Below are 24,864 nucleotides of genomic sequence, written 5' to 3' on the forward strand. Positions count from 1 at the left end.
ACGTACGCCCAGTACGAGGGCGGTCCGGCCGCACGCCGAGGCACCGCACCGGACGCCGCGGCCTGATCCACGAAGATCGAAGAGACGCCCCCTAGAGCGGCAGCGCCTCGGCCGGTGCGGCGGCCGGTTCCACCCGGGCCGCGGGCATCGCCGGCAGCAGCACCTCGGCCTCCTCCGTCCGCTGGCGCGGCAGCTGCGCCGCGGCGCGCAGCGGGCGCGGTCCCGAGACCACCGCGTAGTCCTGTCCCAGGAACGGCGGCTCGATCACCCCCGGATCCTCACCGAGCGCCAGCTGCACGGCGGCCCAGGGGGCGTTCACCCCGCACTGCGACAGCTGGTGCAGGCCGCCCGCCGCCCGCGTGTTCACGTCCAGCAGCACCGGACGGCCGTCGTACATGCGGAACTGGATGTTGGACAGGTAGTGCAGCCCGAAGCCCTCGGCGATCAGCCGGGCCGGCTCCAGCCACTGCTCGCGCAGCGTGAAGCCGCGCCGGCGGCCGTTCTTCGTGCGGCCCACCGCCAGCCGCACCCGGTTGTCCGGGCCGGTCAGGCAGTCGACCGACACCTCGGGCTCCTCCAGCCGCGGCATCACCAGCCAGTCCACCGGCTCCTCGGCCCGGCGCAGGGCGTCGACCACCAGGTCCAGCTGCACGTGCGGCCCGGGGAAACCGCCCAGGTTCGTCAGCGAGAAGGGGGCGCGGGTGATGATCCGGAAGCCGACACCGCCCGCGCCGGAAGCCGGCTTGAAGCACGCCTTGCGCCCGCCCGCCTCCAACACCTCGACAGCCGCTATGAGTTCGTCCGCAGTGCGGACCCGCCACCACGGCGGCACCGGGACGCCGACCGAGCGGACCGCCTCGTACGCGGTCGCCTTGTCCTCGAACACGGCCACCGCCTCCGGCGTGGGCGCGAGCAGCGCCGTACCCACCGCCTCGAAGTCCGCGCGGTGCGCCACGACCGCGGCCTGGTTCAGCCGGGGCACGAAGACGTCGATGCCGCGGCGCGCGCACTCGGCGAGGGCGTACTCGACGTACGCGGCCGGGGACAGGCCCTCCGGCTCCATCGCCGCCGTGTCGGCGGCGGCCAGCACGGGGGAGTCGGCGTCACCGTGCGTCGCGTGGACCTCGACCGCACGGTCACTGGGATTTCTGCGCAGCTGATCGATGAAGAACACGTTCTCCGCGTACGTGCGATTGAGCCATACGCGTACGCGAGAGAGCATGCCGGGCCGCCTTTCACGGTTTTCGGGCACGACTCGGTGGCCCGTGCCCGGGCAGGAGAGAGGAAGGGTCACCAAAGCGCCCTGGAAAAGGGGACGTTGGGCGCCGGTGATGGGGCGATCATACGGCTTTCAAAGGCGTGTTCGTGCAACGCGGGTGTTACGGATTCCCGACGGCCGTCAACCGTCTCCCCGGCCGCGCGCGGCCGTCCGGCCGGGGTGGTCCTTGCCCCCCGCCGGAGGCGTGTGCTGTGGTGGTCACGACAGCGGACGCGGAAGGGGTGCGAGGTGGGACCGACGGCCGGAACCGGACAGCTGCTGGCCATCAGCGACCTGCACATCACCTACCCGGAGAACCGCGCCCTCGTCGAGCGGATGCGCCCGCACACCGACGAGGACTGGCTGATCGTGGCCGGCGACGTCGCCGACACCGTCGCCGACATCCACTGGACGCTGAGCACCCTCGCGGGCCGCTTCCGCAAGGTCCTGTGGGCGCCCGGCAACCACGACCTGTGGACCCACCCCAAGGATCCCGTCACCCTGCGCGGCGTCGCCCGCTACGAGCACCTCGTCGACCTCTGCCGCGACCTGGGCGTCACCACACCCGAGGACCCGTACCCCGTGTGGCGGGGCCCCGGCGGCCCGGTCGTCGTGGCCCCGCTGTTCCTGCTGTACGACTACTCGTTCCTGCCCGCCGGATGCGCCACCGAGGCCGAGGGGCTCGCCTACGCGGAGGGCACCGGGATCGTCTGCAACGACGAGTACCTGCTGCACCCGGACCCCTATCCGTCCCGGGCCGACTGGTGCCGGGCCCGGGTGGCCGAGACGGAGCACCGGCTCGCCGGGCTGCCCGACGACCTGCCGACCGTCCTCGCGAACCACTATCCGCTGGACCGGCACCCGATGGACGTGCTGTGGCACCCCGAGTTCGCGATGTGGTGCGGCACCCGTCTCACCGCGGACTGGCACCGCCGCTTCCGCGTCGAGGCCATGGTCTACGGCCATCTGCACATCCCCCGCACCACCTGGCTCGACGGAGTCCGCTTCGAGGAGGTCTCCGTGGGATACCCCCGAGAATGGCGCAAGCGCCCGGAACCTCCCGGGCGGCCGCGCCGCATACTGCCGAAGGAGGCCGGACCCGGTGATCGAGGAACTGCTCCCGGTGTCGGTGACGGCCGTCGAAGCGTTCGGTGACCCGGCCGCCGACCCCGACGCCCAGGAATCCTCGCTGTACCCGCAGGAGCGGCTCCTGGTGGCCCGCGCCGTCGCCAAACGACGCCTGGAGTTCACGTCCGTGCGCGTGTGCGCCCGGCGGGCCATGGAGAAGCTCGGCGTCCCGCCGCAGCCCGTACTCACCGGCGAACGCGGTGTCCCGCTGTGGCCGGACGGCCTGACCGGCAGCATGACCCACTGCGACGGCTACCGCGCCGCCACGCTCGTACGCGCCACCGACCTGGCCTCCCTCGGTATCGACGCCGAACCGCACGACGTGCTGCCCGACGGGGTCTTCGGCACCATCGCGGTCGGGCCCGAACGGGAGCGGCACGACGTGCTGCGCGCCGCGCTGCCCGAGGTCCACTGGGACCGGCTGCTGTTCAGCGCCAAGGAGTCCGTGTACAAGGCGTGGTTCCCCCTCACCCGGACCTGGCTCGACTTCTCCGAGGCCGACATCGAACTCGTCCCGCGTCCGGATCGCGCCACGCGCGGCAGCTTCCGCGCCCGGCTCCTCGTCCCCGGGCCGGAGGTGGGCGGCACCCGCCGGAACGTCTTCGAGGGCCGCTGGCTGGTCGAGGACGGCCTGGTGCTCACGGCGGTGACCGTCCCGCACTCCTGAACCGGCGCGGGCGGGCGGACGCCGGGCGGCCGCGGGTGTGCCCGCCTCAGCGCCGGGGGCACCATTCGCCCACCAGCCGGAAGAAGTCCTCCTCGTTGCCCGAGAGCCCGGCCCGCGTCAGCGCCTCCTCCGCCTCGGCCAGGACCGCGGGCGGTACGACGACGGGTCCACCGGCGTCGGGCGGTCCGTCGAGGACGGCGCGCACCGTGTGCAGCAGCCTCAGGTACGCCTGGACGGCGGTGCGCTCACGGTCGGTCAGTACGGCGGTGGGCATCGGTCGGCTCTCCCCGGTTCGGCGTCACGGATCACGCGCCCTGCGGCGCCGCGCACCGCCTCGTGCGGCGCACGTGTCCAGCTTGCCGTCCGCCACTGACAACGCCCCGCTTCCGCCCCGGGGCTTCCCCCGGCCGGCGGCGCGCACGCCGGAGCCCGGGCGCCCGGCGGGGACCACTTGGTGCGGGACTCTCGGTACCCTCCGGGTCCGGGCCTCCCGGTACTCTCCGGGTCCGGGCCTCTCGGTATCTTCCAGGTCCCGGGCCTCACGGCCGGACTCCCGCTGCCGCTGCCGCCCGCCACTCCAGCCCGCCGCTGCCGACCGCCGTTGCACCGACCGCCGCTGCCGACCGCCACTCCCGCCCGGCTGGTCGCCGCGGATCCGCCCGGACCGGGGGTGTCTACCGGGATCTGCCTGGGCGTCACACAGCCGTACCGGGGGCGCATCTGGTCACACCTGGTCACACCGGGCCGCCCGGGCCGCCCCGGGACTCGCCCCTCAGCCCGTCCCGGACAGGCCCGCACCGCCCGGATAGCCGAGCGAGGCCTCGATGCGGCCGGCCAAGTCGTCCCGCCGCGCCGGGCCCCGCAGGGCCGAACCGGTCATCCGGGCGCGGAACTTGGCCGCCAGGAGCAGCCCGAACGTCTCCGCCTCCCGCTCCTCGGTCTGCTCGAAGCGGGTGCGCGCCGCGATCCGGTGCACCGCGGCGCGGAGCGCGGCGCCGTCGGTCTCCTCGTCCAGCAGCCGGGCGGCGCCCTGGACGGCCGGCCCGGTGTACTGGTGGGTGCCGTGATCGGCCTGCATGTGCCACAGTTCGTGACCGAGGATCACCAACTGATGGTCTGGAGCGGTGCGTTCCTCGATGACGACCAGGTCGCGGTCGGTCATGTCCAGCCACAGTCCGCTGGCCGTGCCGGGCGGGAAGGCGGCCGTACGGAACTGCACGGGCCGGCCGCGTCTGCGGCCCATCGCCTCGCACAGCGCGCCGTACAGTTCGAGCGGCGGTGTCTGCGGGGGCAGGGTCAGCTCCCCGGCCAGCCCGGTGCACAGCCGCCGCATCTCCCTGCCGATCCCCACGGTTCTCCTCCGGCTCACGACTCGGGCCGTTTGACGCTTTCCAGGAGCATGTCGAGCCACTCGGCGACCTTGTCCCGGTGCTGGTCGGTGGGCAGTTGAGCGGCCCGCCACGCGATCCCGCGCACACCGTGGTCCTGGAGCAGCCGTTCCAGCGGGTCGTCCGCCGCCCCGGCCGCCGCCCGCTCCCGGTCGGCGAGCTTCTGGAGGAGTTCCTGCTCGGTGCGCTGGAGCGCGCCCGCGAGCGCCTCCGGGTCCTCGGCCGTCAGGAATCCCGCGTGGACCCGGAAGAAGCGCTGGAGCGCGTCGCAGTGCTCCATCGTGGGGCGCCGGTCGCCGTTGATCAGGGCGCCGGCCTGCTGACGGGACATCCCGGCCCCGTCGGCGATCTCCTGCTGGGTGTACCTGCGGCTGCCGGGCTTCAGACGCGTGCGCCGCAGCAGGTCCAGCCGTTGCAGGAAGCGGGCCTGGACATCGGGTTCACCGGCGGGCCGGCCGCCGAGCAGGGCCTTGGCCACCTGCTCCGGCACACCGCACGCGACGGACAGCCGTGCGACGTCGAAGACCTCGCCGTGCGGTACGCCGAGCCGGTCGGCGAGCGCGGTGACGCGGGCGACGACGGCCGGCAACTGAGCGGTCGCCGTGGCGCCCGGTTCCTCGTAGCCATCCGTCACCGACAGCACTCCTACGTCTCTTGAGGGTTTCCGATGCGTCCGTGCGTGTGGTGTGTGGTCGCCGTGAACTTCCCGGAGAGTATCGGGTGCTTCGAACTCACATCCAGGTCTCGCCACAACTGTGGCGAATTTCGGCCGTCAACCGGCATGAAATGCCACGATAGTTGACACGACTCACGTCGGAGCAGCAGGATCGCAGGGCCGCGAGAAGGCCGCATAGGCAAGAGGGGTGACCTCCCGATGGCACATCAGGCAGGAGGGCAGCGGCCGGCGCCGCGGCCCGTCCCCGACAGCTACGAGACCCAGGCGTATCTCCAGGACTACGCCGCACTGGTGGAGGCCGCTCCCTTTCCGTCCCTCGTCGTGGACCACGGCTGGAACGTACTCATGGCCAGCGGCGCCTTCGAGACACTCTTCCGCGGCATGGGGCCGCACCCCACGGCCATGCCCGGGGACAACTTCCTGCGGTTCGTCCTCTTCCACCCGGACGCGGGCCGGATCCTCGGCGACCACGAACCGGCCTGGTGCCTGCCGATGCTGGCCCAGCTCAAGACCGCCGTGGAGAGCCACGGCCACGACCACGGCGTGCAGGCGATCCGCCGCGACGTCGCGCACGACCCGATCATGGAGGCCGCCTACCGGCAGGGTCTGCCGCACTGGATGCGCGCCGTGGGCGAGTCGGCCACGCGGATCGACGGCGCCGTACGCCTCCTGCTCCACCCGGACCCGCGCCGCGGCCCCACCGAGTGCCGCATCGTGGACGAGACGCCCCCGCTCCTGCGGGAACTCGGCCACCGGCGCCTGACGATGGTCCTCCGTGACGCGCCCCGTCCGGCGGCGGCCCCGCGCAAGGCGCGCCGCCCCTCCGCGGCCGCGCATCTGACCGTCGTTCCGCCGTCCCAGGACTGACCCGGCCCCGTCGGCGTTCAGGTCGCCGACGGCGCCGGGTCGTACGTTCCCCGCCCGCAGTTCCCGCCCGCGGTCTCCGTTCGCAGTCTCGACCCGCAGTCCCCTGCCGTTCCACGCAAACCGCTTGCATGGCTTGCGCTACGCTTGCGCGCATGACGCGACGACTTGCGGAAGTGGCGAAGAAGGTCGGGGTCAGCGAGGCCACGGTCAGCCGGGTGCTCAACGGCAAGCCCGGAGTCTCCGAAGCCACCCGGCAGGCGGTCCTCACCGCGCTCGACGTCCTCGGCTACGAGCGGCCCACCCAGCTGCGCGGCGAGCGCGCCCGGCTCGTCGGCCTGGTCCTGCCCGAGCTGCAGAACCCCATCTTCCCCGCGTTCGCCGAGGTCATCGGCGGCGCGCTGGCCCAGCTCGGACTGACCCCCGTGCTGTGCACCCAGACCAAGGGCGGCGTCTCCGAGGCGGACTACGTCGACCTGCTGCTGCATCAGCAGGTCTCCGGGGTCGTCTTCGCCGGCGGCCTGTACGCGCAGGCGGACGCGCCGCACGACCACTACCGGCTGCTCGCGGAGCGCAACATCCCGGTCGTGCTGGTCAACGCGGCCATCGAGCACCTCGGCTTCCCGGCCGTCTCCTGCGACGACGCCGTCGCCGTCGAGCAGGCCTGGCGACACCTGGCCTCGCTCGGGCACGAGCGGATCGGCCTGGTCCTCGGCCCCGCCGACCACGTGCCCTCCGCGCGCAAGCTGGCCGCGGCGCGCGTCATCGCCGGCGGCCTGCCGGAGGAGTTCGTCGCGCGGGCCATCTTCTCCGTCGAGGGCGGCCACGCGGCCGCCGCCCGGCTGATCGACCGCGGCGTCACCGGCATCATCTGCGCCAGCGACCCGCTCGCCCTCGGTGCCGTCCGGGCCGCCCGCCGCAAGGGGCTCGACGTCCCCGGCCGGATCTCGGTCGTCGGCTACGACGACTCGGCGTTCATGAACTGCACCGAGCCCCCGCTGACCACCGTGCGCCAGCCCATCGAGGCCATGGGCCGCGCCGCCGTGGAACTGCTGCACGCCCGCATCGGCGGCACCGCCGTACCCGCCGAGGAGCTGCTGTTCGAGCCGGAGCTGGTGGTCCGCGGCTCCACCGCGCAAGCGCCCCGCGACTGAGATCGAGAAGGTCCAGCCGACTGTCGATTAATTTCATATCGCGCGCGACATCTTGCGACCCCGTCCGGTCGGTGCTTGAGTGTGCGGCACCCACCGCTCACCGCTCCCGCCTACGAGGGGTCCACCGATGAGAAGCACCGGGTTCCGCCACCGCCGTACCGTTCTGGCCATCGGCGTCTGTTCCTCCCTCGCCCTCGCCGCCACCGCCTGCGGGTCGGGCGACGAGGGGTCGGCGGGCGGGAGGACGCGCATCACCGTGAACTGCGAACCGCCCAAGAGCGCCAGGATCGACCGGCAGTTCTTCGACGAGGACACCGCCTCCTTCGAGAAGAAGAACCCGGACATCGACGTCGTCGCGCACGACGCCTTCCCCTGCCAGGACCCCAAGACCTTCGACGCCAAACTCGCCGGCGGGCAGATGGAGGACGTCTTCTACACGTACTTCACCGACGCCCGGCACGTCGTCGGCATCGACCAGGCCGCGGACCTGACGCCGTACCTCAAGGAACTCAAGAGCTACGACAGCATCAGCAAGCAGCTGCGGGACATCTACACCGTGGACGGCAAGGTCTACGGCATCCCGCGCACCGGCTACTCGATGGGCCTGATCTACAACCGCGCGCTCTTCCGGAAGGCCGGCCTCGACCCCGACAAGGCACCGGCCACCTGGGAGGAGGTCCGCGCCGACGCGAAGAGGATCGCGGCCCTCGGCGGCGGAACCGTCGGATACGCCGACTACAGCGCGCAGAACCAGGGCGGCTGGCACTTCACCGCCGAGCTCTACTCGCAGGGCGGCGACGTCGTCAGCGCCGACGGCAGGAAGGCCACCGTCGACACCCCCGAGGGCCACGCCGTGCTGCGCAACCTGCACGACATGCGCTGGACCGACGACTCGATGGGCAGCAAGCAGCTCCTCGTCATCAACGACGTCCAGCAGCTGATGGGTTCGGGCAAGCTCGGCATGTACCTCTCCGCGCCCGACAACATCCCGATCCTCGTCAAGGAGAAGGGCGGCGACTACAAGGACCTCGCCCTCGCCCCCATGCCCGGCGGCAAGGGCACCCTCATCGGCGGCGACGGCTACATGTTCGCCAAGCACGACACGCCCGCCCAGATCCGCGCCGGCCTGAAGTGGCTCGACCACATGTTCCTCACCCCCGGCAAAGGCTTCCTCGGCGACTACGCCCGCGCGAAGAAGACCGACTCGCCCGTCGGCCTGCCCGAGCCGCGCCTGTTCACCGGCGCCGCCGACGCCAAGGACCAGGAGGTCAAGAAGGCCAACGCCAATGTGCCGGTGGAGAACTACCAGGCCTTCCTCGACGGCAACCAGAGCCTGCAGATGAAGATCGAGCCGCCGGACGCCCAGCAGATCTACTCCGTCCTCGACGGAGTCGTCTCCGCCGTCCTCACCAAGAAGGACGCGGACATCGACCGACTCCTCCAGGACGCGTCCGGCAAGATCGACAGCATCCTCGCCCGGAGCTGACCGCCATGACCGAGACGGCCGAGCGGCGCGGCACCGGCCGGAGCCCGGCGCGCCCGGCCCCCGCGCCGACCGCCCCGGCGCGGGAGCGCGGACGGCGCCGGCTCCTCGACCAGGCACGCGCCTACGGCTTCCTCCTCGGCGGCCTGGTCTGCTTCGCCCTGTTCTCCTGGTACCCGGCGATCCGCGCCGTCGTCATCGCCTTCCAGAAGTACACGCCGGGCTCGGCCCCCGAGTGGGCCGGCACCGCCAACTTCTCCCGGGTGCTGCACGATCCGGAGTTCACGGCGGCCTGGCGCAACACCCTGACCTTCACCCTGCTCGCCCTGCTCCTCGGCTTCGCCGTCCCCTTCGTCCTCGCCCTCGTCCTCAACGAACTGCGCCACGCCAAGGCGTTCTTCCGGGTCGTGGTCTATCTCCCGGTGATGATCCCGCCGGTGGTCAGCGCCCTGCTGTGGAAGTGGTTCTACGACCCCGGGGCCGGCCTCGCCAACGAGGCGCTGCGCTTCCTGCACCTGCCCACCTCGGACTGGTCCAACGGCGCCGACACCGCGCTCGTCTCGCTGGTGATCGTGGCCACCTGGGCGAACATGGGCGGCACCGTCCTGATCTACCTGGCCGCCCTGCAGTCCATCCCCGGCGAGCTGTACGAGGCCGCCGAACTGGACGGTGCGAACCTCCTCCAGCGCGTCCGGCACGTCACGGTGCCGCAGACCAGGTTCGTGATCCTGATGCTGATGCTCCTCCAGATCATCGCCACCATGCAGGTGTTCACCGAACCGTTCGTCATCACCGGCGGCGGTCCCGAGAACGCGACCGTGACCGTCCTCTACCTCATCTACAAGTACGCCTTCCTCTACAACGACTTCGGCGGGGCGTGCGCGCTCAGCGTCATGCTGCTGGTCCTGCTCGGCGCCTTCTCCGCCGTCTACCTGCGGCTCACCCGCTCCGAGGGGGACGCATGAGCACCCGCACCCTGATCTCCCCGGCCACCCTCGCCCGGCCGCGCGGCAAGGCCGTCTACTGGACCGTGTTCACCGCCGTCGTGGCGCTCTTCGCGCTCGCCTTCCTCTTCCCGGTCTACTGGATGGTCACCGGCGCGATGAAGTCCCCGGACGAGGTCGCCCGCACCCCGCCCACCTTCGTCCCCGAGCACTGGCGCCTCACCGGCTACACCGACGCCTGGGACCTGATGCAGCTCCCGCAGCACCTGTGGAACACGGTGGTGCAGGCGGCCGGCGCGTGGGCGTTCCAGCTGGTGTTCTGCACGGCCGCCGCCTACGCCCTGTCCAAGCTGAAACCCGCCTTCGGAGGCGTCGTCCTCGGCGGCATCCTCGCCACCCTCATGGTCCCGGCCCAGGCACTGGTCGTACCCAAGTACCTGACCGTCGCCGACCTGCCGCTGATCCACACCAGCCTGCTCAACGACCCCCTCGGCATCTGGCTGCCGGCCGTCGCCAACGCCTTCAACCTTTACCTGCTCAAGCGGTTCTTCGACCAGCTGCCGCGCGACGTCCTGGAGGCGGCCGAGATCGACGGGGCCGGCAAGCTGCGCATCCTGTGGTCGGTCGTCCTGCCCATGTCGCGGCCCGTCCTCGGCGTCGTGTCGATCTTCGCGCTGGTCGCCGTCTGGCAGGACTTCCTGTGGCCGCTGATGGTCTTCTCCGACACGGACAAGCAGCCGATCGGCGTCGCCCTGGTCCAGCTGTCGCAGAACATCCAGCTCACCGTGCTCGTCGCCGCGATGGTGATCGCCAGCATCCCGATGGTGGCTCTGTTCCTCGTCTTCCAGCGGCACATCATCGCCGGGATCAGCGCGGGCAGCACCAAGGGCTGACCCGAGCCGGCTCCCCGGGACGGCGCCCATCCGGCGGCACCCCGGGACGGCACCGAACCGCCCGGCACCCCGAGACAGAAAGGCACGCACCGTGGGACAGCCCACCCCTGCCCGCACCTCGCCCGCCGACGGCGACTGGTGGCGTTCGGCCGTCATCTACCAGGTGTACGTCCGCAGCTTCGCGGACGGCGACGGCGACGGCACCGGAGACCTCGCGGGAGTCCGCGCCCGACTGCCCCACCTCGCCGCACTCGGCGTGGACGCCCTCTGGTTCAGCCCCTGGTACCCCTCACCCATGAAGGACGGCGGCTACGACGTCGCCGACTACCGCGCCATCGACCCCGCCTTCGGCACCCTCGCCGAAGCGGAGAAACTCATCGCCGAGGCCCGTGAGCTGGGCATCCGCACGATCGTCGACATCGTGCCCAACCACGTCTCCGACCGGCACCCCTGGTTCCGGGCCGCGCTCGCCGCGGGCCCCGGCAGCCCGGAACGCGAGCTGTTCCACTTCCGGCCCGGGCGCGGCGCGCACGGCGAACTGCCGCCCAACGACTGGCCCTCGCAGTTCGCCGGCTCCACCGCGCCGGTGTGGACCCGGCTGCCCGACGGCGACTGGTACCTGCACCTGTTCACCCCCGAACAGCCGGACCTCAACTGGGACCACCCGGCCGTCCGCCAGGAGCACGAGGACATCCTGCGCTTCTGGTTCGAGCGCGGCGTGGCCGGCGTCCGCATCGACTCCGCCGCCCTGCTCGCCAAGGACCCCGCCCTGCCCGACCTCGCCACGCACCCCGGCCCGCACCCCTTCGTCGACCGCGACGAACTCCACGACGTCTACCGCTCCTGGCGGGCCGTCGCCGACGCCTACGACGGCGTGTTCGTCGGCGAGGTCTGGCTCCCCGACGCCGAACGCTTCGCCCGCTACCTGCGCCCCGGCGAACTCCACACCGCCTTCAACTTCTCCTTCCTGTCCTGCCCCTGGGACGCCGGGCGGCTGCGCGCCGCCATCGACACCACCCTCGCCGAACACGCCCCCGTCGGCGCCCCGGCCACCTGGGTGCTGTGCAACCACGACGTGACGCGCACGGTCACCCGGTACGGCCGCGAGGACACCGCCTTCGACTTCGCCACCAAGGCCTACGGCACCCCCACCGACCTGGCCCTCGGCACCCGGCGGGCCCGCGCGGCCGCCCTGCTGTCCCTGGCCCTGCCCGGCTCGGTCTACCTGTACCAGGGGGAGGAACTCGGGCTGCCGGAGGCGGACGTCCCGCCCGACCGGATCCAGGACCCCATGCACTTCCGGTCGGGCGGCGCCGACCCCGGCCGCGACGGCTGCCGGGTGCCGCTGCCCTGGACCGCCGGCGCGCCGTACGCGGGGTTCGGCTCCCGCGAGGAGCCGTGGCTGCCGCAGCCGGCGGGCTGGTCCGCGTACGCCGCCGACCTCCAGGAGCGCGACCCCGGCTCGATGCTCGCCCTCTACCGCGCGGCCGTCGCCGCCCGCCCCGCCTTCGGCGACGGCCCCCTGACCTGGCTGCCCGCCCCCGACGGCGTCCTCGCCTTCGCCCGCGCGGACGGCGCGCGATGCGTGGTGAACCTCGCCCCCACCCCCGCCGAACTCCCCGCGCACACCCGGCTCCTGCTCGCCAGCGGCCCCCTGGACGACGCGGGCCGCCTGCCGCAGGACACGGCGGCCTGGCTGCACGCCTGAGCCGCCGTATCCGCACCGCACTGCTATCCCCGTACCCCCCACCACGAAGGGATCAGCACATGCACACCAGCAGCACCATCACCAGACATGCCAGGCGCATGCCGGCCATCGGGGCGGTCGTCGCCCTCGCCGCCGGAATGCTCGTCACCGTGGCTCCCGCGGCCCACGCGGCCGCCGGCGCCACGCTCCCCTTCACCTCCGTCGAGGCGGAGTCGGCGAGCACCACCGGCACGAAGATCGGCCCCGACTACACACAGGGCACCCTCGCCTCCGAGGCGTCCGGCCGGCAGGCCGTACGGCTCACCTCCGGCCAGCGCGTCGAGTTCACCGTGCCCCGCGCCGCCAACGCCGTGAACGTCTCCTACAACGTGCCCGACGGCCAGTCCGGTTCGCTGAACGTGTACGTCAACGGCACGAAGATCGCCAAGACGCTTTCCGTCACCTCCAAGTACTCCTACGTCGACACCGGCTGGATCGCCGGCGCGAAGACGCACCACTTCTTCGACGACGCCCGCCTGCTGCTCGGCCAGAACCTCCAGGCCGGCGACAAGGTGGCCTTCGAGTCGACCGGGACCCAGGTCACCGTGGACGTCGCCGACTTCGAGCAGGTCGCCGGGGCCGCGAGCCAGCCCGCCGGCTCGGTGTCCGTCGTCTCCAAGGGCGCCGACCCCAGCGGCAACGGCGACTCCACGCAGGCCTTCCGGGACGCCGTCTCCGCCGCCCAGGGCGGCACCGTGTGGATCCCGCCGGGCGACTACCGGATCACCTCCTCGCTCAGCGGGGTGCAGAACGTCACCCTCCAGGGCGCCGGCAACTGGTACTCGGTCGTCCACACCTCCCGCTTCATCGACCAGTCCGGCTCCTCCGGCGGCGTCCACATCAAGGACTTCGCCGTCATCGGCGAGGTCACCGAGCGCGTCGACTCCAGCCCCGACAACTTCGTCAACGGCAGCCTCGGGCCTGGGTCCTCGGTCTCCGGCATGTGGATCCAGCACATGAAGGTCGGGCTCTGGCTGATGGGCAACAACGACAACCTGGTGGTGGAGAACAACCGCATCCTCGACACCACCGCCGACGGCCTCAACCTCAACGGCAACGCGCACGGGGTGCGGGTCAGCAACAACTTCCTGCGCAACCAGGGCGACGACTCGCTCGCCATGTGGTCGCTGAACTCACCCGACACGAACTCCAGCTTCGTGAACAACACGATCTCCCAGCCCAACCTCGCCAACGGCATCGCGGTCTACGGCGGTTCGGACATCACCGTCAGCAACAACCTGGTCTCCGACACCAACGCCCTCGGCAGCGGCATCGCGATCTCCAACCAGAAGTTCCTCGACCCCTTCAGCCCGCTCGCCGGGACCATCACCGTCTCCGGCAACACCCTGGTGCGGGCCGGCGCGCTCAACCCCAACTGGAACCACCCGATGGGCGCCCTGCGCGTCGACTCCTACGACAGCGCCATCAACGCCACGGTGAACATCACCGACACCACGATCACCGACAGCCCCTACAGCGCCTTCGAGTTCGTGTCCGGCGGCGGACAGGGATACCCGGTCCGCAACGTCAACGTGACCGGCGCGACCGTGAAGAACACCGGCACGGTCGTCGTCCAGGCCGAGGCGCAGGGCGCCGCCACCCTCCGCAACGTCACCGCCACCCAGGTCGGCGCCGCCGGGATCTACAACTGCCCCTACCCGGCGAACTCCGGCTCCTTCACCCTCACCGACGGCGGCGGCAACTCCGGCTGGAACACGACCTGGGGGGACTGCTCCACCTGGCCCCAGCCCGGCCAGGGCAACCCCGACCCCGACCCGAACCGCAACCTGGCCAAGGGCCGCCCCGCCACCGCGACCGGCTCCCAGGACGTCTACACCCCGGGCAAGGCCGTCGACGGCGACGCCAACAGCTACTGGGAGTCCACCAACAACGCCTTCCCGCAGTCCTGGACGGTGGACCTCGGCTCGGCCCAGACGGTACGGCGGCTGGTGCTGAAGCTCCCGCCCTCGTCCGCGTGGGGCGCGCGCACCCAGACCATCGCCGTGCTCGGCAGCACCGACGGCTCGGGCTATTCGACCGTCTCCGGAGCGCAGGGCTACCGCTTCGACCCCGCGAGCGGCAACACCGCGACCGTCTCGCTGCCCAGCGGGACCAGCCTGCGCTACCTGCGGCTGACCGTCACCGCCAACACGGGCTGGCCGGCGGGCCAGTTCAGCGAGGTGGAGGCGTACTCGGCCCCCTGACCGGCCCCGCCGCCCACCGCGCGGACCGCACCCCGGGAGCCCGGTCGGCCCCCGGGGTGCGGCACGGCGTGGGCACCTCGTCGACCGCCGGGTTTCACACGGGCGCCACCAGACCCTTCCCCGACGTCCGCCGCAGTTGGAACACTCACTGCGCGCGGGTTCCGTCGGCCGACGGAACGCCCGGTACGGCAGGACGAGAGGACCTCACCCATGACCGGAGTCGACCGGCGGCGATTTCTGCAGATCGCCGGGAACGCAACGGCGTTCACCGCTCTGTCCGGAAGCATCCAGCGCGCCGCCGCCCTTCCCGCCCACCACCGCACCGGTTCGCTGGAAGACGTCGAGCACATCGTCGTCCTCATGCAGGAGAACCGTTCGTTCGACCACTACTTCGGCTCGCTCAGAGGCGTCCGCGGCTTCGGTGACCCGCAGTCGGTGTCCCGGAACGGCAGGTCCGTCTGGCGGCAGTCCGACGGGACGAAGGACGTGCTCCCCTTCCACCCGGACGCCGACGACCTGGGCCTCGCCTTCATCCAGGACCTCCCGCACGGCTGGAACGACGGGCACGCCGCGTTCGACGGCGGCCGGTACGACGGGTGGATCGCCGCCAAGTCGCCGACGACCATGGCGTATCTGACCCGCGACGACATCCCGTTCCACTACGCGCTCGCCGACGCCTTCACCGTCTGCGACGCCTACCACTGCTCGTTCATCGGATCCACCGACCCCAACCGCTACTACATGTGGACCGGCTGGACCGGCAACGACGGCAAGGGCGGCGGCCCGGTCCTCGGCAACGACGAGGCGGGCTACTCCTGGACGACGTATCCCGAACGCCTGGAGCGGGCCGGTGTCTCCTGGAAGATCTACCAGGACGTCGGCGACGGGCTCGACGCCGCCGGCGGCTGGGGCTGGATCGGCGACGCCTACCGCGGCAACTACGGCGACAACTCGCTCCTCTACTTCGACCAGTACCGCGACGCCCGGCCGGGCGACCCCCTCTACGACAAGGCCCGCACCGGCACCGACGCGAGCAAGGGCGAGGGCCTCTTCGACCGGCTGAAGGCCGACGTCCGGGCGGGCACGCTGCCGCGGGTCTCCTGGATCGTCGCCCCCGAGGCGTTCACCGAGCACCCCAACTGGCCCGCGAACTACGGCGCCTGGTACGTCTCGCAGGTCCTCGACGCGCTCACCTCCGACCCCGGGGTCTGGGGCAGGACGGCGCTGTTCCTCACCTACGACGAGAACGACGGCTTCTTCGACCACGTCGTCCCGCCCTTCCCGGCGGCCTCCGCGGGCCGGGGGAAGTCGACCGTGGACGTCTCCCTCGATCTCTTCACGGGCGACAGCACCCACACCGCCGGCCCCTACGGGCTCGGCCAGCGGGTGCCGATGCTGGTGCTCTCCCCGTGGAGCAGGGGCGGGTACGTCTGCTCCGAGACCTTCGACCACACCTCGATCATCCGCTTCATCGAGCGCCGCTTCGGGGTCCGTGAACCGAACATCACCCCCTGGCGGCGGACCGTGTGCGGCGACCTGACCGCCGCCTTCGACTTCTCCCGCAAGGACACCGCGCCCGTCACGCTGCCCTCCACGGCCGGCTGGCGGCCGCCGGACCACGACCGCCACCCCGACTACGTGCCCGCACCGCCCGCCGCCCCCGCCCTGCCCCGGCAGGAACGGGGCTGCCGTCCCGCCCGCCCTCTGCGCTACGACCCGGTGGCCGACGGGGCCGTGGACCCCGCGGCCGGCACCTTCACGCTCACCCTGCGCTCCGGCGCGCGGGCGGGCGCCGCCTTCCTGGTCACCTCCGGCAACAGCGCCGACGGGCCGTGGACGTACACCACGGAGGCCGGCAAGAGCCTCTCGGACACCTGGGACGCGGCCCGCCCGGACGGCTCGTACGACCTCACCGTGCACGGTCCGAACGGCTTCGCGCGCGGGTTCAGGGGCCACGGAGGCACCGCCGGCCCCGAGGTCACGGCCCGGACCGCCGGGGACGACCTCGAACTCACCTTCACCCACGCGGGCTCCGGCACGGTCAGGCTGAGGCTGGCCGACGGCCACGGCGGCGCCCCCGTCGCCGTGACGGTGCGCCCCGGGGCGACCGTACGGCGCAGGATCGGCCTCGCCGCGAGCCGGCGCTGGTACGACCTCACGGTCACCTCGGACGCCGATCCGGGTTTCCTGCGCCGCTTCGCCGGCCATGTCGAGAACGGGCTCCCGGGGGTCAGCGACCCGGCCCTCGGCAGGGCGTGAAAACAGGGGAGACCCGGTCCGTACGAACTGGTCAGGTACCGGTCAGATCAGGATAGTGTGCCCCGGTGACCACGCAATCGAACACTCCTGCAGGCTGGTATCCCGATCCGCACGGTGCGGCCGAGACGCTCCGGTACTACGACGGCGCGAAGTGGACCGAGCACACGAACCCGGCGCAGCAGGGCGCCGGGCAGCCCGCGCCCCCGTTCCCGCAGCAGCCGGCCGCCGACGCCAAGGTGCAGCACCAGGTGCAGCAGCAGGCCGGCGTCGCGGCGGGCGGGGCCGGCGGCGGCACCCTCTTCACCGAGCCGGTCCTGGTGGTGAACCAGAAGGCCAAGCTGATCGAGCTGACCAACGAGTACAAGGTCATGGACCAGGGCGGCCGCGAGCTCGGCTCGGTCGTCGAGGTCGGGCAGAACGCGTTCAAGAAGATCCTGCGCTTCGTGTCCGACCTCGACCAGTACATGACGCACAAGCTGGAGATCCGCGACGCCCACGGTCAGCCCCAGCTGCTGCTGACCCGGCCCGCGAAGATCTTCAAGTCCAAGGTCGTCGTGACGCGCCCGGACGGCTCACCGGTCGGTGAGATCGTCCAGCAGAACATGATCGGCAAGATCAACTTCGCGATGAACGTGAACGGCCAGAAGGTCGGCGCGATCAAGGCGGAGAACTGGCGCGCCTGGAACTTCGCGATCGTCGACCACGCGGACAACGAGGTCGCCCGGATCACCAAGACCTGGGAGGGCCTGGCCAAGACCCTGTTCACGACGGCGGACAACTACGTCCTCCAGATCCACCAGCAGCTGTCCGAGCCGCTGCTGAGCCTCGTCGTGGCGGCGGCCCTGACCGTCGACACCGCGCTCAAGCAGGACTCGCGGGGTCTCGGCTGATCGCGTCCGACGGGGACACGGCGACGGCGGCCGGCGCGTGCGGGGAATCCGCACGCACCGGCCGCCGTTCTTTCGCGTCCTGTGCCGTCCTGGCGTCCCGTGGCCCCGTCGTCCAGGAGGGCCCTTCGCGCTCAGTGCGAGGTGAGGTGACCGGGGTGTTCCGGCTGCCGAGGGGCCAGGGCCGGTTCGGCCGTCGCCGTCGCGGGCTCCAGGGCCAGGACCGCCGCCACGGGATGCTCGTCGTCGTGCGCGGGTGCGCCGTCGATCCGCCGGACACGCCGGGACAGAACGCGTACGGGCCGGCGCCGGGGAGCCGGGACGGGCCGCGGGGGCGCCGCCGCGAGGACGGGCGACGGTTCCGGGTGTGCGAGCCCGGCCGCGGCACCGGCGTCCGCCGGGCCCGGCGTGCGGGGCGCCCGGGTCAGCAGGATCACGCCCCAGGCGGAGAGGCCGGCCCCGGCCAGCGCCATGAGGACTCCGTCGGCGCCCCCGTGCAGCCCCTGGCCGAGCAGGGTGAGGCCGATGACGGCGGCGGCCGCCGGGTTGGCCAGGGTGACCACGGCCAGCGGGGCGCCGAGGCCCCCGCGGTAGGCCGTCTGCGCCAGCAGCAGGCCGCCCGCGGCGAAGGCGGCGACCAGGACGGCCACCACGATCACCTCGATGCTCAGGACCGGCCCCGAACGGTCGGTCGCCGCCACGGTCACCGTCTGGGTGAGCGCGGAGGCGACGCCCGAGGCGAAGCCGGAGGCGGAGGCGTGCCGCAGGCCGGGCCGGGTGCCGGGGCGGGCCAGCAGGCCGATCACGGCAGCCGTCGTACCGGCGACCACCAGCGCCTCCGTGGTGCTCATCACCCGTGACGGCGCCGGGCCGGAGGCGGAGATCAGCAAAGCGCCGAGCCCCACCAGCGTCAGCCCCGTGCCCCGCCACTCCATCGCGCTGACCCGCCGCCCGGCGGCGCGCGCCCCCAGCGGCACCGCCGCGACGAGGGTGAGCGCGCCCAGCGGCTGGACCAGGGTGAGGGAGCCGTACTTCAGGGCGACGGCGTGGAGCAGCGCGGCGGCCGAGTTCAGGCCGACGGAGGACCACCAGGAGCCGGTGCCGAGCAGGCGTACCAGCCCGGCGCCGGTGCTGCGGGCGGCCAGGCGTTCCTGGGCGACGGCGGCCAGGGCGTAGGCGACGGCCGAGACCAGCGACAGGGCCAGGGCGATCAGTCCGGCGGCGTTCATCGGCCCGCCCCCACCAGCGTGGGGTCCTGCGGGGTGAGCTGTCCGGTGCCGCGCCCCGCGGTGGTCGAGGTGCGGTGCGGGGGGTGGACGAGCGCGAGGGCGGTGCCGAGCAGGGCCGTCGCCACGATCGAGTCGAGCCAGTAGTGGTTCGCGGTCCCCACGATGACCGCCAGCGTGACCAGCGGGTGCAGCAGCCACAGCCAGCGCCAGGGCGACCGGGTGGCCACGATCAGGCCGATCGCCACCATCAGGGCCCAGCCGAAGTGCAGCGAGGGCATCGCGGCGTACTGGTTGGAGAGGTGGTCGGTCGCGGGCGGGCCGTAGACGGAGGGGCCGTAGACCCGGCCGGTGTCGACCAGGCCGGTGCCCGACAGCATGCGCGGCGGGGCCAGCGGGAACGCGAACGGGAACACCAGGGCCGCGCCGGTCACCGCCGCCAGTATCCGGCGCGCCCATATGTAGTGCGCGGGGCGGCGCAGGTACGTCCAGACCAGGAAGGCCACGGTGGCCGGGAAATGGACCGTCGCGTAGTAGGTGTTCGCCACGTGGACGAGGGCGTCGCTGTGCAGCAGGGCCGACTGGACGCCGGTCTCGCTGGGCAGGCGCAGGGCCCGCTCCAGGTCCCACACACCGTGCGCGTCGTCCAGGGCGTGGCGGGTGTGGCCGATGGCCAGCCGCCTGCCCTCCTTGTAGACGAGGAAGAGCCCCGCGACGAGCAGGAACTCACGGATCAGCGGCGGCCGCGCCGCCGGTGGTCCGTCCGGCTCGGGCTCCGCTCGCGCAGGCTCGGTGCGGTCTTTCATCCCCGGCCCTTTCATGACTGTGGTGCTTGTGGTGGTGCTGTGCCGAGTCCGGGCCGAGGTCCGCGATTCAGCGATACGTTTCCGTACCGATACGGTAGTGTACCGATACGTCGCCGTACCGGTACACTGCCGTATCGATTGAGGTGCGACACACTGGAACCAGGTGTGGCGCGGTCCTGGGGGGAAGCCGGGGCGAGCCGTACGTGAGTGAGGAGGAGCCACGCATGACGTCGCAGGCCGCTGATGGTCCGGACACGGTCGCCGGGCGTCGCTCCAAGATCACGCCCGAGCGCGAGCGCGAGTTCTTCGACGCCGTCCTGGAACAGATCCGCGAGTGCGGCTACGACTCCGTGACGATGGAGGGCATCGCCGCCAGCACCCGGTGCAGCAAGTCCACGCTCTACCGGCAGTGGAAGACCAAACCCCAGTTCGTCGCCGCGGCGCTGCGCTCCAGCCGCCGGGTACGCTTCGCCGGGATCGACACCGGCTCCCTCGCCGAGGACCTGCGCCAGGCCGCGCGGGCGGCGGGCGACTGGTCCACCAAGGACACCAAGCTGCTGCAGGCGCTGGGGCACGCGGTCACGACCGACGAGGAGCTGGCCCAGGCGCTGCGCGAGGCGCTGATCCTGCCCGAGCTGGCCGCGCTCCAGGAGATCATCGGGCGGGCCGTGGCCCGGGGCGAGGTGGCCGCGGACCACCCCGCGCTCGAGTACATCCCCGCGATGATCTTCGGCGTCCTGCGTGTGCGGCCCGTGCTCTGCGGGCAGTACGGCGACGCCGAGTACCTCGTCCGGTTCGTGGAGGCGGCGGTGCTGCCCGCCCTCGGACTGACCTGAAGCCCAGGCCGCCGTTCAACGGGATGACTGAACGGCGACCTGCTCGCGCCGCACCGTGGGGACGGGCGCGGCGCGCACCCCCGGCCGGGTGAGGGTGCCTCTTGAGCGGAGAGGCACCCTCACCCGGCCGTTCGGCGTTCCGGGCCGCCCAGCCGCCCAGCCGCCCAGCCGCCCAGCCGCCCAGCCGCCCAGCCGCCCAGCCGCCCGGAGACGGCAGAGCGGACGTGCGGACGTGCGGACGGCTCAGACGTGCTGTCCGCTCCCGTCGCCGGACGACACCTCGATGCCCTTGAGGATCTCGTCGATGACCGACGTCGGCCGGCCGACGTCCAGGCCGAAGCGGACCACCACGATGTTCCGGGGGTCGGTGGGGGAGGGGAAGGCGACCGACTCGGCGTAGCCGTCGGCGCCCTTGCTGGTGACCGCCTTCCAGCGCACCAGATACCCCTTCTGTCCGGCCACCGTGACCGCCTTGGAGTCGAGCACCTGGTGCGAGGTGATGCTGCCGTAGGTGGTACCGCCGTAGGACTGCTCGGCGTTGGCCGCGATGTCCGCCTTGGCGACCGCCTCGGCGGTGTCGCCCCTGGTGCCCAGGTCCTCGGCGGACGCCGAGTACGCGCCGCCGGCGGTGCATGTCTTGGAGGTGTCGCCCGGGCACTTGTAGCTGTCGTCGGAGGTGATCTGCGCGCCCGCGGGGAGCGGTTCGCCCGTCCACCCCTTCGGCACCGGGAGACTGATCCCGTTCACCGGGTCCGGCAGGGTGCCGCCGCCCTGGACCTTCGGCTGTCGGGGCGCCGGTTCCTGGGACCCGCCCGGACCGCCGTCGCCGCCCTGTCCGCCCTGTCCGTCCGGATCACCGGGGCCGCCCGGTGTACGGCCGCGTCCCTGTCCCTGGCTCTGTCCCGGCCGCGCGTCCGCGCGGGAGCCGCCGCCGTCCTTGGTGAGGGCGAACACGCCGACGCCGATGCTGGCCAGGACCACGGCCGCCGCCGCGACGGCTATGCCCGTACGCAGCCCGCGCCGTGGCGCGGCCGGCGGGTGGGTGGGGTAGGCCGGGTACCCCGGGTGCGCGGGGTACCCCGGCTGTGCCGGATACCCCGGGTGCGCCGGGTAGCCCTGAGGCCCCTGCGGCGCCCCGTAGGCCGGACCGCCCGTGTACGCCGGACCACCGGGGTACGCGGGACCGCCGGGATGGGCCGGACCCCCCGCGTACGCGGGACCGCCGGGGTATCCGTAGCCGCTCACAGGGCCCGGGCTGCCCGGGTAGCCGTAGCCGCTCACAGGGGCCGGGCCGCCGGGGTGCGCGGGGGCGCCGGGGTTCTCCGGACCGGCCGGGGCCGCCGGAGCGCCCGATTCCACCGTGCCGTCCGGCTGTGCCGTCCCGGCCCCGCCCGCGGGACGCGTCCGGTCCGTCCAGCTCGTACCGTCCCACCAGCGTTCGGTGGGCGGGGCGTCGTGCGTCTGCCCGGGGTCGGGATGCCAGCCGGGAGGAGTCACCTGCGTCATGCCCCCACCGTAAGAGGCGTCGCTAAGAGAGTGATGAGAGCACCCCCATAAGGAAGACGAGGCGGTGTCCCCGCCCGCCCCGCGTGCCGCCGCCGGTCAGCTCCGTTCCCGCCACCGGGACTTGCCGCGGGGACGGCGGCCCCGTCCGGCGGGAGTCGTACGGGTGCCCTCACCGGGACCGGGCCGCGGGCGCCGGTTCCGTCCGCGTGCCGCCCGCGACCACGAGCCGCCGCGGCCCCCTGTCCACGGCCGGCGGCAGCCGCAACGGGCCCCGGCCGGGCGTCAGCGAGCCCAGCACGCTGGGATGCCGGGCGCCCGTGCCGCGCGGGTCGGTGCCGTGCAGACCGTGGGCGGTGAGGAAGCCGAGCACCGCGAAGGCGTACGCCTCCTTCGCCGCCGCGGGCAGGCCCAGTTCGTCCGAGGTGCGGACCGCGATGCCGGGGAGCAGCTCCCGGAGCATGCCCATCAGGACCGGGTTGCGGGTGCCCCCTCCGGAGGCGACCACCTCCGTCGCGCCGGCGGACCGCACCGCGTCCGCGACCGTACGGGCCGTCAGCAGGGTGAGTGTCGCCAGCACGTCGCCGGCCGTCAGGCCGTCGAGCCCGGCGTCGCGCAGATACCCGGCGTGGAACAGCTCCTTGCCGGTCGTCTTGGGCGGCCGCAGCGCGTAGTACGGCTCCGCGAGCAGCCGTTCCAGCAGCTGCCGGCACGGCACTCCGCTTGCCGCCAGTGCCCCGTCGACGTCGTACGCCAGACGTCCGCCGCTGAACTCCCGGGCCGCCGCGTCGAGCAGCGCACAGCCCGGACCGGAGTCGAAGGCCGTCCCGTCCGGCGCGGTCAGGTTGGCGATGCCCCCGATGTTCAGCGCCACCGGGCGGCCCGGCCGGCCCCGCAGCCACAGCAGGTCGACCAGGCTCACCAGCGGCGCCCCCTGTCCGCCGGCCGCGACGTCCCGGGCGCGGAAGTCGGCGACCACCGGCAGTCCGGTCGCCTCGGCGATCCAGGCCGGCTGCCCCAGCTGGAGCGTGCCGTGCACACGGCCCGCCTCGGCCCAGTGGTAGACGGTCTGGCCGTGCGAGGCCACCAGTTCGGCCCGGCCGGAGCACAGTTCGCGGTCCGCCCGGACGGCCGCGGCCGCGAAGGCCTGCCCGATCCGGGTGTCCAGCCGGCACACCTCCGCCAGCGGTACGGCGGACGGCGGGAGCGCCGCCGCGAGCGCGTGGCGCAGGTCCTCGTCGTACGGCGTGCTCACCATGCCGTACGGCTCCAGCACCAGCGCCTCCCCGTCCAGCCGGAGTCCGGCGGCCGCCGCGTCGACCGCGTCGTAGGAGGTGCCCGACATCAGCCCGATCACCAGCATCCGCTCAACCGTCCTTCCTGGAGGGCTCCTTGACCAGCGCGAGCGCGCTCACCGCGCACGCCGCCGCCGCGTAGTAGGCGGGCACGTCCGTGTTCCCGGTGCGCCGCACCGCTTCCGTGATGATCAGCCCCGCGCATCCGGAGAACACCGCGTTCGACAGGGAGTAGGCGAGCCCGAGCCCCGTCCAGCGCACGCGCACCGGGAACATCTCGGCGAGCAGAGCGGGTCCGGGTCCCGCCATCAGCCCCACCACCGCACCCGCGGCGAACGTGGCCACGCCCTTCACGGCCGCCGGGGCCCCGTCGTCCTGGAGCAGGTTCAGCAGAGGCACCGCCAGCGCCGTGACCAGCGCCGCCCCGGCCAGCATCACCGGCCGCCGGCCCACCCGGTCGCTGAGCAGTCCCGCCGGGAGGATCGCCGCCGCGAAGCCGAGGTCGGCCGGTACCGAGGCCAGCAGCGCGTGCCGTACGTCCGTGTGCAGCGAGGTCTGCAGATACGACGGCAGCACCACGAGGAACGTGTACCCGGCCGCCGCCCAGCCCATGACCCGCGCGGCCCCCAGCAGCACCACGGGCAGCAGCGCCCTCGTCCCGGCGGGGTGCGACACCTCGGTGCCCACGGGGGCGGAGGCCGTCGTCGCCCCGGCGCCTGTCCCCGTGCCTGCCTCCGCGCCCGCCCCGGCGCCTGCGCCCGCGCCCGCTCCTGTGTCCACGCCCGCGCCTGCCTCCGTGCCCGCGTCAGTCCGCGCGCCCGCCCCCGCGCCCGCCTCCCGGAACTCCGGGGTCTCCGCCAGTCCCACCCGCAGCCACAGCGCGACCAGGCCGAGCGGAAGCGCCAGCAGGAAGGGCAGCCGCCAGCCCCACGAGGCGAACTGCTCACCCGTGAGCACCGTGGCCGTGCCCGCCGCGACCCCGGCGCCGCCGAGGAGGCCGAGCGCCACCGTGAACGACTGCCACGCCCCGTACAGCCCGCGCCGGCCGGGCGGGGCGTACTCCGTCAGCAGTGCCACGGCGCCGCCGAACTCCCCGCCCGCCGACAGCCCCTGGACGATCCTCAGGAATGTCAGCAGCCAGGGGGCCAGGGCGCCCGCGGTCGCGTAGGTCGGCAGCACGCCGATCAGCGCGGTGGCCGCCGTCATCAGCGCGACGACCCCGATCAGCACCGGCCGCCGGCCCACCCGGTCGCCGAGGCGGCCGAACAGCGCGGCGCCCAGGGGCCGGAAGAAGAACGCGAGGGCGAAGGAGGCGTACGTGCGCACCAGCGCCTCGGCCGCGCCCCCGCCCGCCGGTGTGAAGAACCGGTCGGCGATCACGGTGGCCAGGAAGCCGTAGACGCCGAACTCGTACCACTCGACGAGATTGCCGACCGACCCCGCGGCCACCGCCCGCACCGACGGGAGCGCACCCGCCATGTCCGCGCGCGCACCGCGCCCCCGTCGCGGGGCGCCGCGGCCGCTCACCCCGCCGCGTCCGTCTCCGCCACCCCGGTCGTCCCGGCCGTCCGGGTCGTCCGGGTCGTCAGGGTCGTCCGGGTCGTCGTGGTATCCGAGAACCAGCTTCATCCCAGGCCTTGCTGACG

General features: G+C 73.0%; 21 protein-coding genes. 12 read left to right on the forward strand and 9 right to left on the reverse strand.

Annotated elements, in window-relative coordinates; translation table 11 throughout:
* Positions 1–91: 91 nt before the first annotated feature.
* Positions 92–1,222 carry an ATP-grasp domain-containing protein gene (locus tag ACIPRD_RS05385; RefSeq protein ID WP_401560077.1) on the reverse strand — a complete coding sequence of 377 codons (1,131 nt, stop codon included), beginning with the start codon at positions 1,220–1,222 and terminating at the stop codon, positions 92–94.
* Between the two features lie 285 nt (positions 1,223–1,507).
* Here ACIPRD_RS05385 and ACIPRD_RS05390 point away from each other — a divergent pair, with 285 nt between their 5' ends.
* Together ACIPRD_RS05390 and ACIPRD_RS05395 are read left to right on the forward strand one after the other, a co-directional pair.
* Positions 1,508–2,413: a metallophosphoesterase gene (locus tag ACIPRD_RS05390; protein WP_356399272.1), complete on the forward strand. Its 906-nt coding sequence runs from the start codon at positions 1,508–1,510 to the stop codon at positions 2,411–2,413.
* Positions 2,361–3,053: a 4'-phosphopantetheinyl transferase superfamily protein gene (locus ACIPRD_RS05395; protein WP_356399270.1), complete on the forward strand. Its 693-nt coding sequence runs from the start codon at positions 2,361–2,363 to the stop codon at positions 3,051–3,053. Before ACIPRD_RS05390 ends, ACIPRD_RS05395 begins: the two co-directional genes overlap by 53 nt.
* Positions 3,054–3,099: 46 nt before the next feature.
* On the opposite strand, the gene ACIPRD_RS05400 is transcribed toward ACIPRD_RS05395, so the two are convergent.
* The 3 genes from ACIPRD_RS05400 to ACIPRD_RS05410 all read right to left on the reverse strand — a co-directional run bounded on the left by ACIPRD_RS05400 (position 3,100) and on the right by ACIPRD_RS05410 (position 5,075).
* The gene (locus ACIPRD_RS05400; protein WP_356399268.1) at positions 3,100–3,327 is read right to left on the reverse strand and encodes a hypothetical protein; all 228 of its coding nucleotides are present in this window, start codon (positions 3,325–3,327) and stop codon (positions 3,100–3,102) included.
* A 498-nt stretch (positions 3,328–3,825) separates the two neighbouring features.
* Positions 3,826–4,386, reverse strand: a complete 561-nt coding sequence (locus ACIPRD_RS05405; RefSeq protein WP_356399788.1) for a toxin-antitoxin system, toxin component — start codon at positions 4,384–4,386, stop codon at positions 3,826–3,828.
* A gap of 32 nt (positions 4,387–4,418) precedes the next feature.
* Complete coding sequence (locus tag ACIPRD_RS05410; protein WP_356399266.1) at positions 4,419–5,075, reverse strand: helix-turn-helix transcriptional regulator; 657 nt, start codon at positions 5,073–5,075, stop codon at positions 4,419–4,421.
* A gap of 240 nt (positions 5,076–5,315) precedes the next feature.
* On the opposite strand from ACIPRD_RS05410, the gene ACIPRD_RS05415 reads away from it, so the two are divergent.
* The 9 genes from ACIPRD_RS05415 to ACIPRD_RS05455 all read left to right on the forward strand — a co-directional run bounded on the left by ACIPRD_RS05415 (position 5,316) and on the right by ACIPRD_RS05455 (position 17,555).
* Positions 5,316–5,984, forward strand: coding sequence for a hypothetical protein (locus ACIPRD_RS05415; protein ID WP_356399264.1), 669 nt, complete (start codon positions 5,316–5,318; stop codon positions 5,982–5,984).
* A gap of 152 nt (positions 5,985–6,136) precedes the next feature.
* Entirely contained in the window at positions 6,137–7,135 is a 999-nt protein-coding gene (locus ACIPRD_RS05420; RefSeq protein ID WP_356399262.1) for a LacI family DNA-binding transcriptional regulator, read from the forward strand.
* A 127-nt stretch (positions 7,136–7,262) separates the two neighbouring features.
* A complete protein-coding gene (locus ACIPRD_RS05425; RefSeq protein WP_401560084.1) occupies positions 7,263–8,621 on the forward strand; it encodes an ABC transporter substrate-binding protein in 1,359 nt (452 codons plus the stop codon).
* A 5-nt stretch (positions 8,622–8,626) separates the two neighbouring features.
* Positions 8,627–9,583: a carbohydrate ABC transporter permease gene (locus ACIPRD_RS05430; protein WP_401560087.1), complete on the forward strand. Its 957-nt coding sequence runs from the start codon at positions 8,627–8,629 to the stop codon at positions 9,581–9,583.
* The gene (locus ACIPRD_RS05435) at positions 9,580–10,455 is read left to right on the forward strand and encodes a carbohydrate ABC transporter permease (RefSeq protein WP_401560090.1); all 876 of its coding nucleotides are present in this window, start codon (positions 9,580–9,582) and stop codon (positions 10,453–10,455) included. The genes ACIPRD_RS05430 and ACIPRD_RS05435 overlap by 4 nt, the downstream gene beginning before the upstream one ends.
* A 91-nt stretch (positions 10,456–10,546) precedes the next feature.
* Complete coding sequence (locus ACIPRD_RS05440) at positions 10,547–12,163, forward strand: alpha-amylase family glycosyl hydrolase (protein WP_401560093.1); 1,617 nt, start codon at positions 10,547–10,549, stop codon at positions 12,161–12,163.
* A gap of 59 nt (positions 12,164–12,222) precedes the next feature.
* A complete protein-coding gene (locus ACIPRD_RS05445) occupies positions 12,223–14,406 on the forward strand; it encodes a discoidin domain-containing protein (RefSeq protein WP_401560096.1) in 2,184 nt (727 codons plus the stop codon).
* Between the two features lie 210 nt (positions 14,407–14,616).
* Positions 14,617–16,665, forward strand: coding sequence for a phosphocholine-specific phospholipase C (locus ACIPRD_RS05450; RefSeq protein ID WP_401560099.1), 2,049 nt, complete (start codon positions 14,617–14,619; stop codon positions 16,663–16,665).
* A 65-nt stretch (positions 16,666–16,730) separates the two neighbouring features.
* A complete protein-coding gene (locus ACIPRD_RS05455; RefSeq protein WP_356399248.1) occupies positions 16,731–17,555 on the forward strand; it encodes a phospholipid scramblase-related protein in 825 nt (274 codons plus the stop codon).
* 131 nt (positions 17,556–17,686) lie between these two features.
* Here the strand turns inward: ACIPRD_RS05455 and ACIPRD_RS05460 are convergent, their stop codons facing one another.
* Both ACIPRD_RS05460 and ACIPRD_RS05465 read right to left on the reverse strand, forming a co-directional pair.
* The gene (locus ACIPRD_RS05460; protein WP_401560103.1) at positions 17,687–18,781 is read right to left on the reverse strand and encodes a hypothetical protein; all 1,095 of its coding nucleotides are present in this window, start codon (positions 18,779–18,781) and stop codon (positions 17,687–17,689) included.
* The gene (locus ACIPRD_RS05465) at positions 18,778–19,584 is read right to left on the reverse strand and encodes a phosphatase PAP2 family protein (RefSeq protein WP_356399244.1); all 807 of its coding nucleotides are present in this window, start codon (positions 19,582–19,584) and stop codon (positions 18,778–18,780) included. The genes ACIPRD_RS05460 and ACIPRD_RS05465 overlap by 4 nt, the downstream gene beginning before the upstream one ends.
* Before the next feature lie 224 nt (positions 19,585–19,808).
* On the opposite strand from ACIPRD_RS05465, the gene ACIPRD_RS05470 reads away from it, so the two are divergent.
* Positions 19,809–20,420 carry a TetR/AcrR family transcriptional regulator gene (locus tag ACIPRD_RS05470; RefSeq protein ID WP_356399242.1) on the forward strand — a complete coding sequence of 204 codons (612 nt, stop codon included), beginning with the start codon at positions 19,809–19,811 and terminating at the stop codon, positions 20,418–20,420.
* Positions 20,421–20,663: 243 nt separating this feature from the next.
* On the opposite strand, the gene ACIPRD_RS05475 is transcribed toward ACIPRD_RS05470, so the two are convergent.
* The 3 genes from ACIPRD_RS05475 to ACIPRD_RS05485 form a co-directional block, all read right to left on the reverse strand.
* Positions 20,664–21,926, reverse strand: coding sequence for a DUF2510 domain-containing protein (locus ACIPRD_RS05475; RefSeq protein ID WP_401560107.1), 1,263 nt, complete (start codon positions 21,924–21,926; stop codon positions 20,664–20,666).
* 169 nt (positions 21,927–22,095) lie between these two features.
* The gene (locus ACIPRD_RS05480) at positions 22,096–23,286 is read right to left on the reverse strand and encodes an anhydro-N-acetylmuramic acid kinase (RefSeq protein WP_401560110.1); all 1,191 of its coding nucleotides are present in this window, start codon (positions 23,284–23,286) and stop codon (positions 22,096–22,098) included.
* 4 nt (positions 23,287–23,290) lie between these two features.
* Positions 23,291–24,697, reverse strand: coding sequence for an MFS transporter (locus ACIPRD_RS05485; RefSeq protein ID WP_401561818.1), 1,407 nt, complete (start codon positions 24,695–24,697; stop codon positions 23,291–23,293).
* Between the last annotated feature and the right edge of the window lie 167 nt (positions 24,698–24,864).

Origin of the sequence: Streptomyces sp. NPDC090108 (genome assembly GCF_044747185.1) — a bacterium.
Classification (GTDB): domain Bacteria; phylum Actinomycetota; class Actinomycetes; order Streptomycetales; family Streptomycetaceae; genus Streptomyces.